The following is a 12,205-nucleotide window of genomic DNA, read 5'->3' as shown; positions in this document are numbered from 1 at the left end:
AATCCTCTGAGCCCATGCGTATTTATTCTTCACTCTCCCAATCTCAGTGGTTGTTATCAATTCCCGCACTAGTGGGGCTAAGCCTATTACCCTTACCCGCCATGGCGTTCGACCCATCGGGTGGCGCAGCGAGCCTATTTATCATTTTAGGCCTAGGTGGTTTTACCTTAATCAATCTGTTTCTACAGGGCTTATTCTTTTTTGCGGGTCAGTATCGCAGCGCCACTTTTGCTAGACGCCATGTATTAAGCGCACTAATAGTGCCATTAATTGCCATTGCGTTAGCCATTTATGATCATAGAGGTTGGAGTGATTTCGCCCTTAACTTAGGCATTATCTGTGTCGGTATTGGACTGATTTTATTGCCACTACAGCTTTGCCAAATCGATAAACCCACCAATCGCAATGCTGATTGGATCATCAGCCTAGGGGCATTATTCATCTTAGCTCTGAGCTATGTGATTGCCCCCTTAGCCTTCTTTACGATTGTACTGGCCCACATCTGTTTAGCTTCAAGCCCAAATCAAATTCCTAAGATATTAAGTTATATCGGTTTAATCCTTGGCTATTCTCTTTTTGGCTACTGGGTATATCAAACAGTGATGATGCTCCAATCCTGATTGAAAATGAATGAGCAACGATAAAATTAGCGATTAAATTGACTAAGACGAATCTCACTAAAGCGCCATCGCCACTTTGCGTAACTGTACCGCCATCATGCTCGGCATCAATGGCTAAACTGCTGGCAAAAATCAGCGCCTGTACTTTATGTCAGGCCCATTTACCCTTAGCGCCCAAACCAATATTGCAGGCCAGTACCCAAGCGCGGATTTTGATTGCAGGCCAAGCTCCGGGCGTGAAAACCCACCATAAAGGCATACCTTTTGACGATGCCAGCGGTGAACGGCTGCGCACTTGGTTGAATGTCACGCGGGAGCAATTCTACGACCCCAATCTTTTTGCCATTATCCCTATGGGATTTTGTTTTCCGGGCAGTATCGAAAAAAACGGTAAAAAGCAGGGTGATAAACCACCGCGCTCCGAATGTGCAGCCACTTGGCATCAGGCCTTGCTCGCCCTAATGCCGCAAATAGAGCTAATTGTGATCCTCGGCCAATATGCCATCGACTATCATCTACCGCGCGAATCGTCCGAGGCCGTAAACCCCACTTCGCCGATCACTAAGCATCAAACAACCGGCACTAACGTAACGGTCATCCCCAAACTGAAACCAATAACAGTGACCCAAGCATGCGCGCAATGGCAGCAATATTGGCCTAAGTATCTTGTCTTGCCGCACCCAAGCCCGCGTAATAATCTTTGGCTTAAGCAGCATCCTGAGTTTGAACGCGATATGCTACCCAGATTAAGAATGCGTATTGCATCCCTATTAAACCTTCAACCCCACTAGGCGCCTGTATGTATCTACTTGATTCTGTCATCGCTAAGCAAATTGTGAGCCGCACAATGAAAATCATTGGCCACAATATCAATGTGATGAACGGCCAAGGGGTGATTTTAGGCTCAGGCGACCCTAAGCGTATTGGCTCAACCCATGAAGGTGCGCTGCTAGCGATAGCCCAAAATCGCAATGTGGAGATCAGTCAAGAAGTCGCCTCAGGGCTGCATGGCGTTAAGCCAGGCATCAATTTACCCTTACATTATCAAGGACAAATTATCGGCGTCGTCGGCATTACCGGTGATCCACGTGAGCTCACCCATTATGGTGAGTTACTCAAAATGACCGCCGAAATGATTGTTGAACAAGCCAACCTGCAGGATAAATTGCAATGGGAGAATCGCCAGCGTGAAGAGTTTATTCTGCAACTGATCAAAGCTGAAACCGATGATGCACAGTTGCACCGCTGGGCAAAACAACTCGACATTGATATCAGCCTGCCAAGAGTCGCGGCCATTATTGAGATCAGCGAGAAAAACATCCAGAAACACCACTTAAAGACCGACCCCCCCCCATCGGCCTTGTACTTAGCTGAGGCATCCACTCAGCCCGCCGATGAACGTAGCCCCAGAGTCAGTGAAACCCTCAAGCAAGTGCTGCATCTATTGCAATATCCTGACCGTGGTAACTTGATTGCCATGACCTCAATGTCGCAGTTGGTGATCCTAAAGCCTGCTTTTTTAGATGGAAAACAATGGGATCCTGAGCTTGAAAATCAGCGTATCGATAAGCTGTTGCAGCGCTTACCCGCCCAAATGGATTTAAACTTTAAGATTGCCCTAGGCCATTTCTTCCCCGAAAAAGGCGGGATAGCGCGCTCCTATCACACGGCTCAAGAAACTTTGGCACTCGGTAAGCAGCTCAATGCAGAAGGGAATAAATACCTGTTTGAAGATTATTCCCTACAAGTGTTACTTGCAGGGCTAAAACATGACTGGCGCGGTCAGGCGCTGGCAACGCCCTACCAGCAACTCGCCAAGGCGGATAAAAACGGCCAATTACGCAAAACCTTAGCGGCTTACATCACCCACTTTGGCGATGCACAGCAATGCGCGAATGCCCTGTTTATTCATCGCAATACACTGAGATATCGCCTTGATAAAATTCAGCAAATCACCCAAGCCGACATTCAATCCCTGCATGGATTATTGAGCCTGTATCTTGGGCAATTAATTGATACTTCGACTCGCTTAACTTAATGCTCAAATGACTTAGCAACTCAACAGATTAGCCAGAAAAAAGCCCGCAGATGACGGCGCAAGCCTGATGGCCAGATCAATTGAGTAAAACTTGGCCTGTACTAAAAAATTAATTGAAAGATTTATACCGTATCCCCTTTCCTATCCTTTCATATAGTATCGCGTCGATATGCTAGCGCTCTCGACTTAGTCCATTGAAAGGAATGATAATGACCTCAATCAAACTGACTTTACTCGCCAAAGCTTGTCTCATTAGCGGCATTGCGCTGACTTCACCTTCGTTAATCGCGGCCGAGAAAACCATTCCCGAACTGGTCGATGCCGTCAACGGCACACCCGATGCGGCAAGTCGCGAGGCGGGTAAAAATGTCAAACTGCGTAATCACACTAAGGGATTTTGTACCTCAGGCAGTTTTAAACCGAATCCACAATTACAACAAACGTTGGCAATTCCATTTTTTAATCAAGATAGTATCAAGGTCACAGCCCGCTTTTCCCTCGGCGGTACAAATCCGCAGATCTCAGATAAAACCGCTGGGCGCTTTATGTCACTCAAAATTGACGGCGATAAAGAAAATCTTAACTTTGTCACCACTAACGTTCCCGTTTTCTTTGCCAAAAATCTCGAAGAGTTTTTTAACTTTCAGACCAAAGTGAAACAAGGTCCTGAAGGTAAACAGTGGCTTATTGATAATCAACCCAGCGCCAAAGCTTTTTTCGACTACGTTAAACAGTTGCCTCCCAGCCCAAGTTTTGCCAACAGCCGCTACTTTGGTGTAAATAGTTTCCTGTTCAGCACGCCAAAAAACAGTGTTCTTCAAGGTGAAACGGTCGCGGGTAAATGGATTTTTGAACCTGTCGCAGGTACTGCCGCGCTGTCAGCCAGTGAACTTGCCAATCTCAGTGATGATTTTTTAAAGGCGGAATTACTCGAGCGCATTAAAACCCAGCCAGCACAATGGAACCTTTATATTCAACTCGCCGAAATGGGGGATGAGATTAATGACCCAACTGTGATCTGGCCTGAAACTCGCCAGCGTTTACTGGTAGGCCAAGTGATGATTAACGGTGAGCGAGATAGCGATCCCCAAGTTCAACAGTGCGATAAAGGCATATTTAACCCACTGTTATTACCTAAGGGCATTACTGCATCTGCCGATCCCATACTCAATGCCCGCACCGCAGCCTATGTAGAATCCTTTATTCGTCGTCAATAAAGATGTCGAGTTAAGTCCCTCCTGTTTAGGATTGGCAAATAGCCCTATTTGCCAATCCTTATCGACAAGCGCCTCCCTTACCGACAAAACGCCTCCTCCTGCATTCGAATTCACCTAAGCATTTTTGTGCATGAGCACAAAAATGGCGAAACATAACGCGGTAATTCCGTGGATTTAGCCAAAGCTATTCAAACATACCTGCACAATAATAGGATGACCTTAAAGCAGCCCTCATTTGGACTCAGGCCCAAATAAGCACTGCGCCCTACACTATAAGTCAAAAAACTTACTCAAAAACTTCAGCCAAGAACTGAACGGGACAAACTATGAACTTAGTGCTTATTCTCATCGGCGTGATTGCATTTATTGTTATCGCGACCTCAAAATTTAAACTCCACCCCTTTTTAACCTTAATTCTGGCCGCCTTTATCGCGGCCTTCGCCTATGGCCTGCCAAGCGGAGAAATCGCTAAAACCATTACCACAGGGTTTGGCAATATTTTAGGCTATATCGGCTTAGTGATCGTCTTAGGCACTATCATAGGGATTATTCTGGAAAAAAGCGGCGCCGCCATCACCATGGCCGATGTGGTGATCAAGATATTAGGTAAACGCTTCCCGACACTCACTATGTCAATTATCGGTTATCTCGTGTCTATTCCGGTCTTTTGTGACTCGGGTTTTGTGATCTTAAACTCACTGAAACAATCGATGGCGAACCGCATGAAGGTCTCTAGTGTCTCCATGAGCGTTGCCTTAGCCACAGGTCTGTACGCCACTCACACCTTTGTACCGCCAACGCCAGGCCCTATCGCCGCCGCAGGCAACTTAGGCTTAGAGTCCAACTTAGGCTTAGTGATCGGTGTGGGTCTCTTTGTGGCTGCCGTTGCGGCACTCGCGGGTATGTTATGGGCAAACCGCTTTGCCGATGTTGAACCCGATGGGGAAGGCGCAGAAGAACTTAAAGCGCAGGCCAGTGACTATGAAACGCTGAAAAAAAGCTATGGCACGTTACCAAGCCCATTAAAAGCTTTCGCACCGATTTTTGTGCCTATCGTATTAATTTGTTTAGGTTCTATCGCTAACTTCCCTTCAGCGCCTTTGGGTAAAGAAGGTGTGTTTGATGTGCTCGTGTTCCTCGGTCAGCCCGTTAATGCCCTGATGATTGGCCTGTTTTTATCCCTGCTGCTGTTAAAGGGTGAGAATAAGATCAGCGAATTTAGCGAACGCATCAGCCAAGGGCTCGTCACTGCCGCGCCGATTATTTTAATCACAGGTGCAGGTGGTGCCTTTGGTGCGGTATTAAAAGCCACGCCTATCGGTGACTTTTTGGGCACATCACTGTCGGCACTGGGTATCGGTATCTTTATGCCATTTATCGTCGCTGCCGCGCTTAAGTCAGCGCAGGGTTCATCGACAGTCGCGTTAGTCGCAACCTCAGCACTGGTTGCGCCTATGCTTGGCGATATTGGTCTTGGTAGCGATATGGGACGAGTATTAACAGTAATGGCAATTGGCGCAGGTGCGATGACAGTTTCCCACGCCAATGACAGCTTCTTTTGGGTTGTCACCCAATTTAGCCGCATGAGCGTCAAACAAGCCTATAAAGCCCAAACTATGGCGACCCTAATCCAAGGTGTAACGTCCATGGTAACTGTGTATGTGCTAAGTCTAGTGTTGCTCTAATATTAATGAGTTCTTGATTCAATATTGTCCCTTGGGCACATACCGTGCCCAAGATATAGTTCTGTTATACGCCCTAATAATTGCAACAGATTAATGTGCCAGTGATGGATATAAATTCCTTTATATCACCTCAGTTTTAACACAGGGATGTTGTTGCGCCCAACGTAAGTGGCCTTGGGTTTAGTGTTCAACATTGAGCCCTGTTTTATCCCATTTAGCTGTAGGATTTTTAATGAAAATAGTTATCGCCCCCGACTCATTTAAAGAAAGCTTAAGCGCGCTCGAAGTGGCCAACGCCATCGAGCAAGGCTTAAAACAAGTGATACCTGACTGCGACATAATCAAAATACCCGTTGCCGATGGTGGCGAAGGCACAGTGCAATCTATGGTGGACGCCACGGGCGGCAGTATTGTCAGCTTAGAGGTCATGGGGCCACTTGGACATAGAGTGCAAGCACACTATGGCATTCTTGGTGAAGGCATTCTCGGCGCTGCGATGAATACAAGTTCTGCGTCAGTTTCACGTGCAGATCCAACGAACAAATCGCCACATCAAGGCGCGATTGCCGTGATTGAAATGGCCTCAGCCTCAGGTTTGCACCATGTGCCGAGGGAGCAACGTAATCCGCTGCTTACCACAAGTTATGGCACCGGCGAGCTGATTTGTGATGCGCTTAATCGGGGGATAAAGCACATCATTTTGGGGCTAGGCGGCAGTGCCACCAACGATGGCGGCGCGGGTATGGCCCAAGCGCTGGATATTTTATTGCTCGATGGCCAAGGTAAAACCTTGCCTTCTGGCGGCGCAGCGCTGGCGAACCTTGCTCAAATCGATGTATCAAACGCTCATCCACTTTTACGTGAGTGCAGCTTCGAAGTTGCCTGCGATGTTGATAACCCACTGTGCGGTGAACGCGGTGCCTCGGCGATTTTTGGTCCACAAAAAGGTGCGACGCCCGAGATGGTTAAGCAGCTAGATACAGCTCTTGCCCATTATGCCGATGTGATTGCCCGCAATGGCATTAGCGATCACCGCGATCATGCAGGGGCTGGCGCTGCTGGCGGTATGGGTCTTGGCGTGATGGCTTTTTTAAATGCCGAGCTTAAACCTGGGGTTGAGATTGTGATGCAAACCGTTGGCCTTGCGGACAAAATCCGTGGCGCCGATTTAGTGATCACAGGTGAAGGCCGTATCGATGGTCAAACAGTGTTTGGTAAAACCCCAATGGGCGTGTTAAAGCAAGCCAAATTGCAGGGCATTCCCACTATCGGTATCGCGGGCTGCCTCGGTGAAAACGCCAATGCCATATTGGATCACGGTATGACGGCTATCTTCCCTATCATCCCGCACTTAAGTCCGCTTGATGATGTGCTAGCCAATGCCAAGCTAAACCTTTGCAATACCGCTCGAAATATCGGCGCGGTACTCATGTTGGGCCAGCGCTAGTACTGGAACTAATGCTTAAGTAATTCCCTCTGTTTAATGATTTGAAGAAAGGCGCCATCACGGCGCCTTTGCTTATTTAGGCCGCAACGCTTTGGTAACACAAAATTTTAGTGCTTGATGCCTAAAAGGCCTTGCAGTAAAGTGAGCTCCCTTTTTGGTATTCCGCTGATTGAACATTTGAGAGTCACTGATAGCGCATCACTGGTCGAGAATCACTGGTCCGTTATACTCTTCGAGCCAATTTGCGGTTTCACTATAAAAATTAATAGACGGCAAGCCCCATGACCCAGAAACTCCCTCGCCAAGCCACCGCATCCGAAGCAAGTTTGCTCCGCATTTTTACTGCACCGGAAGATGCAAGCTCAACGCTGAGTATTATTGAGCAAAAGCTCTCCGAGGACTTAGCAGGCTTTTTGGGTGACAGTATCGCCGCGCTCGAAAAACCCTTGTCTGAAATCGAAACCGATTTTCAAGCCTTTGAGATCCCAACTCAGCCGCGTTTTGTCTCCGATTACACCGACGAAATTATGCAAAATCTGGTGGCGCATTCGGTACACACAGCGGCACCAAGTTTTATCGGCCACATGACTTCGGCACTGCCCTACTTTGTGTTGCCACTGTCGAAAATGATGGTGGGACTCAATCAAAATCTGGTCAAAATAGAAACCTCTAAGGCATTTACGCCGCTTGAACGCCAAGTGCTCGGCATGATGCACCATTTGATTTACGCCCAAGATACGGATTTTTATCAAAGCTGGATGCACAGCGCCAATCATTCCCTCGGGGCGTTTTGCTCCGGCGGCACAGTGGCCAACATCACGGCGCTGTGGATTGCCCGCAACCAATTATTGAAAGCCGATGGCGAGTTTAAAGGCGTCAGCCGCGAAGGCTTACTCAAGGCACTGCGCCACTACGGCTATGACGATTTAGCGATTTTGGTCTCGGAGCGAGGCCACTACTCGCTGGGCAAAGCCGTCGATCTGCTTGGCATCGGCCGTGATAATATCATCAGCATTCCCACGGGCAGCGATAACAAGGTCGATGTCGCAAAAATGCGCCAAGCCGCCCTTGAACTTGCTAGCAAGAACATCAAAGTGTTGGCGATTGTTGGCGTGGCTGGCACCACAGAAACCGGTAATGTTGACCCACTGACAGAATTAGCGGCGCTGGCAAAAGAGTTAAACTGCCATTTCCATGTGGATGCAGCGTGGGGCGGCGCAAGTTTATTATCCAATAAATACCGCCACTTACTCGCAGGTATCGAACTTGCGGACTCAGTCACTATCGATGCCCACAAACAAATGTACGTGCCTATGGGCGCAGGCATGGTGTTATTTAAAGACCCAGAGTTTGCCCACGCCATTGCCCACCACGCCGAATATATTCTGCGCCGTGGTTCAAAGGATCTCGGCAGCCAAACGCTGGAAGGCTCACGCCCCGGCATGGCGATGTTAGTGCACGCTTGCTTGCAGATCATCGGCCGCGATGGTTATGAAATCTTAATCAATAACAGCCTTGAAAAAGCTCGCTATTTTGCCGAACAAATCAAAGCCCATGAGGATTTTGAGCTAATCACTGAGCCAGAACTTTGTCTGCTGACTTACCGTTATGTCCCCGCTCGCGTACAAGCCGCCATGCAGCTTGCCTGTGAGCAAGCTGACACAGTAAAACTCGCCCGCTTTAACGAACTGCTCGATGGTCTTACTCAGTTTATTCAGAAGCACCAACGCGAACAGGGTAAGTCCTTCGTCTCCCGCACCCGCATTCAGCCAGCCCGCTATTTTAGACAAGCGACCGTAGTATTTCGCGTAGTACTCGCCAACCCCCTCACCAGCCATGACATCCTCAACCAAGTGCTTGTTGAGCAAAGTGAAATAGCCGCACTAGATAACGAGTTTTTACCTGCGCTATTAGTTATGGTCAATGAATAGCGAGTGATTTACCGCAAGCTTTAAATCTCATTCAAATACAGAGTGTTAATCACAAACAGCCGCAAATTTATGCGGCTGTTTTTGTTTGTAGAGCTGGGATGAAAGAAGGTTAGGTTAAAACCAAGCACTTCTGATCTCGTTGCGGATACGCCGAATTCCATTGCTTCCGTGACACGCCGTGAAGCCATCCATGGCGGCTCTGCGATGATATCCATATCATCGAAGGTCACGTCCGCAATGGAATTCGGCTTAGCAAATCTCGGTGTAATATGCGGCATTTAGAAGACAAATAGCGTGTGAACAAAGCAGAGAGGTTGCACACATTTGAAGCTTAATAAAACCAAGTGCAAGGAATCTAGCTCTTAACCGAAAAATAACTTTCTTTATATAAATCAGGTCGGTACACTAACGGCGTTAAATTATAAGGATATAAAGTGACTCAATCTGCCTCAACCTTATCAAATTTACCCACCGTTAGGATAAAACGCTGGATATCACTCATCTTGTGTTCGGTAACGGCAAGCCTTTTACTGTTCTTCTTAAGTGAATGGGCATGGCTTCAAGCAGCATTCACGGTATACAGTAAGATAATCACTGCAAACATATGGGTTTATCATGCAAGTGCATTTATTGCGGGCATAGCCATTAAAGTCTTACTAGATCGCTTTCGTGTAACTCACCCGAAACGCATCTTTAGGCCTAACTTTAGCTATCCGCCAATCACTATCAGTATTTGGTTAACCATTCTAATTATTAGCTGCTTTACAATCTTCAGTAAAGACGACTCTAAAGAACTAATATTTTTGATGTTTGAAAGCAAGGCATTATCACAAATCTGCCTAATAATATCTGGAATTTGCATCTCCCACCTAACAACAAGCAATAAACTTAGGTATTCATTAATAACATTGATGTTTATCTCAATATTATTTATAGCCTTAAAGCCAAATAATTACTTAGCATCTGATTTAGTCGTATATTGCTACTCTGCAATGTTAATTTTATTTATTTTTTTAGAAAAAAGATTAATTAAAGCTGATAGCAATTTTGTCAGCAGCACCAATGAGACAAGTAAAAAAGAAGTTGAAAACTTTAGAAGTAAAGAAGAGTTCCAGAGTTGGTTTAAAGACGATACACCAATAAATACAATCGAACAGTTAGAACCAGACTATCAGGTTTATGCTAATCGTATCTATGATCGTTTAATCAACAAAGAAAAAGAAACTGAAGATTTAGCTCAACAAATTGCACTCTGCGGTCCATTTGGTTGTGGTAAAAGCAGCATTATTGCCTCAATTGTCAACAAACTAAAACAGAATACATATGAAAAAACAAATAAAATAAATTGGTTACACTGTGATATCTCTACTTGGGGAATACAAGCCGATCATGTTGCTCAGGTAGTACTGATACATGTTATCGATACCATTGCTGAAAAACTTGATATGTGTGCATTTCGAAGCTTACCAAAGCATTATGTTGAAGCGATGAAAGGTGGTGGTAGCCATTGGCAAATAATGGCAGCACTGCTTAATAAAACTACTGACGTTGAAACATGCTTAGCCGAATTGAACAGTGTACTTGCGACCAAAAAAATTAATCTGCTTATCACAATACAAGATATTGATCGCGGTACATCAGATGACATAGCAAGACGCCTGAATGAATTAGCAGCATTGCTTGACCGATTAAAAAGCAAAAGCCTGAATAAAATAAACTTTATTATTGCATTAGGAAATGAGAACCACGAGCAAGCAGAAATAGTTTCGAAAATAACAAATAGAACAGAGCACATATTAAAGAAAGACACAAGACTCGGTATTTTAAATTATATTAGAAGGACTTTAGAATACGCAATTAAACATAACAATATAATCATACTCTCCGACCATACTTCTGGAACCAATAAAAATGAGCTTCATACTCTTACAATTGAAACGCAAAATGATGTAGACCGTATTTTCGTAAAGACTTTAGATGATGATGCGATAAGTTCATACTCTCCACATGAGAAAATAACACGTCACAAAAATAACGTATTTCATCAGGAAATTAATGCATTATCCAACATAGTTGATTCACCTCGATTACTGAAGAAAATTTTACGCAGAGTCGACGAAGCCTGGACGTCGGATAAACTCATGGGTGAAATTAACATTATTTCACTAATAATGTTATCAACATTAAGAGAGGTTCGGCCCAAGTATTTTAGCAAATTCCAGCAAGAATATGACTATTTGTACAAAACCGGCCACACTAAGATTTCCATTGAAAACATACAAGAGATAGTGACTGGTATAAATGGTAATGTAGATAAAACCTATGCTGATTTCATTATTATCATGCTAGGTTTAGTCAACATTGATATTTTTAATGAGAATGCATCTGCTATATCAAAAAGCATAGATAATAAAACTGAAAAATTTTTAATGCTAGATCCCAGAATCAGTGCGTGCCAAACATTTGGTAGTACAGATACTAATGTAGACTATTTGAAAAGATTTAATCTTGAGGAGATACCTAAAGCTGAAAAAGACGAAGGTTACATAGATCAAACTATCACACATGAAGCCTTTCAGTTTTTGAGAACTAATTTAGCGTTGAATGCTGAAGATTTTATCGAAGCTTGGTTCCAGCCAACTAATAAACAGCACAAAAAATACACTAGGTTTTTACCACTATTCTATCGTTTCCCATTATCTGAAAATTTAAATGAACCTTCTACTCGAAGAATATTTGCGCAACTACATAAAGAAAATAAGCTTAATACCTTTAATGTTAAGTCATATATCAACGCACTAATCAAAGCATCACTTACCATTGACAATATTGCAAAAATAGCAAACGCCATACAAGTTTACGAGAATAGACTAGGTAAAACATATGAGACTGATGAAATTAATTATTTGGAAAATACAACAAAAATCAGTGAATACTTAATAAAACTAAGATCGCCAAAGCAGATGGAGCATTTACTATTTAAGTACGCATTCAGCAAATCAGATTATGCGAACAACCGGCGTTGTTGCCTAAATCAATCTTAGGTATGCCTTTTCCTAAAAGGGTTCCTGGTATTAATTGACCCTCTGGCGAATAGGCATACCCAGTCCTATGACTTTGTTCATCACTTTCACACCAGCCAGTGCCTCGCCGACTTGGCCGTTGTAGTCCCGCAGGCTCAATTTCGGGCTAATCAGTTGCTTGTAACGATACATAGCTGTTTCTGACAGGGAGCGTTGGTGATAGTCATTCTCTTGTTTCCATTGT

General features: G+C 44.8%; 8 protein-coding genes and 1 pseudogene. 8 read left to right on the top strand and 1 reads right to left on the bottom strand.

Annotation, left to right across the window (positions count from 1 at the left end):
• Positions 1–14: 14 nt before the first annotated feature.
• From L5M11_RS17220 to L5M11_RS17185, 8 genes are all read left to right on the top strand, one after another.
• Positions 15–620, top strand: a complete 606-nt coding sequence (locus L5M11_RS17220; protein ID WP_263192833.1) for a hypothetical protein — start codon at positions 15–17, stop codon at positions 618–620.
• A 110-nt stretch (positions 621–730) separates the two neighbouring features.
• Positions 731–1,411, top strand: a complete 681-nt coding sequence (locus L5M11_RS17215; RefSeq protein WP_263192848.1) for a uracil-DNA glycosylase family protein — start codon at positions 731–733, stop codon at positions 1,409–1,411.
• 8 nt (positions 1,412–1,419) lie between these two features.
• Complete coding sequence (locus L5M11_RS17210) at positions 1,420–2,658, top strand: sugar diacid recognition domain-containing protein (RefSeq protein WP_263192832.1); 1,239 nt, start codon at positions 1,420–1,422, stop codon at positions 2,656–2,658.
• Between the two features lie 209 nt (positions 2,659–2,867).
• Positions 2,868–3,875: a catalase family peroxidase gene (locus tag L5M11_RS17205; RefSeq protein WP_173496493.1), complete on the top strand. Its 1,008-nt coding sequence runs from the start codon at positions 2,868–2,870 to the stop codon at positions 3,873–3,875.
• Positions 3,876–4,201: 326 nt separating this feature from the next.
• On the top strand, positions 4,202–5,560 hold the full coding sequence (locus L5M11_RS17200; protein ID WP_263144375.1) for a GntP family permease: 1,359 nt from the start codon (positions 4,202–4,204) through the stop codon (positions 5,558–5,560).
• Between the two features lie 232 nt (positions 5,561–5,792).
• Entirely contained in the window at positions 5,793–7,007 is a 1,215-nt protein-coding gene (locus tag L5M11_RS17195) for a glycerate kinase (protein ID WP_263192831.1), read from the top strand.
• A gap of 281 nt (positions 7,008–7,288) precedes the next feature.
• Positions 7,289–8,938 carry a pyridoxal-dependent aspartate 1-decarboxylase PanP gene (gene panP / locus L5M11_RS17190; RefSeq protein ID WP_263192829.1) on the top strand — a complete coding sequence of 550 codons (1,650 nt, stop codon included), beginning with the start codon at positions 7,289–7,291 and terminating at the stop codon, positions 8,936–8,938.
• A gap of 434 nt (positions 8,939–9,372) precedes the next feature.
• The gene (locus tag L5M11_RS17185) at positions 9,373–11,982 is read left to right on the top strand and encodes a KAP family NTPase (protein WP_263192827.1); all 2,610 of its coding nucleotides are present in this window, start codon (positions 9,373–9,375) and stop codon (positions 11,980–11,982) included.
• Between the two features lie 30 nt (positions 11,983–12,012).
• Here L5M11_RS17185 and L5M11_RS17180 read toward each other — a convergent pair.
• Positions 12,013–12,205, bottom strand: a pseudogene (locus L5M11_RS17180) (IS5/IS1182 family transposase); the annotation flags it as partial.

Origin of the sequence: Shewanella sp. SM87 (genome assembly GCF_025653705.1) — a bacterium.
Classification (GTDB): Bacteria; Pseudomonadota; Gammaproteobacteria; order Enterobacterales; family Shewanellaceae; genus Shewanella; species Shewanella oncorhynchi.
This window is presented reverse-complemented; position numbering and strand designations above follow the sequence as displayed.

Bases quoted from the DNA above. Each gene is read 5' to 3' on its own strand.
- L5M11_RS17220 (WP_263192833.1), top strand. From the start codon at position 15: ATGCGTATTTATTCTTCACTCTCCCAATCTCAGTGGTTGTTATCAATT.
- L5M11_RS17210 (WP_263192832.1), top strand. From the start codon at position 1,420: ATGTATCTACTTGATTCTGTCATCGCTAAGCAAATTGTGAGCCGCACA.
- L5M11_RS17215 (WP_263192848.1), top strand. From the start codon at position 731: ATGGCTAAACTGCTGGCAAAAATCAGCGCCTGTACTTTATGTCAGGCC.
- L5M11_RS17205 (WP_173496493.1), top strand. From the start codon at position 2,868: ATGACCTCAATCAAACTGACTTTACTCGCCAAAGCTTGTCTCATTAGC.
- L5M11_RS17200 (WP_263144375.1), top strand. From the start codon at position 4,202: ATGAACTTAGTGCTTATTCTCATCGGCGTGATTGCATTTATTGTTATC.
- L5M11_RS17195 (WP_263192831.1), top strand. From the start codon at position 5,793: ATGAAAATAGTTATCGCCCCCGACTCATTTAAAGAAAGCTTAAGCGCG.
- panP (WP_263192829.1), top strand. From the start codon at position 7,289: ATGACCCAGAAACTCCCTCGCCAAGCCACCGCATCCGAAGCAAGTTTG.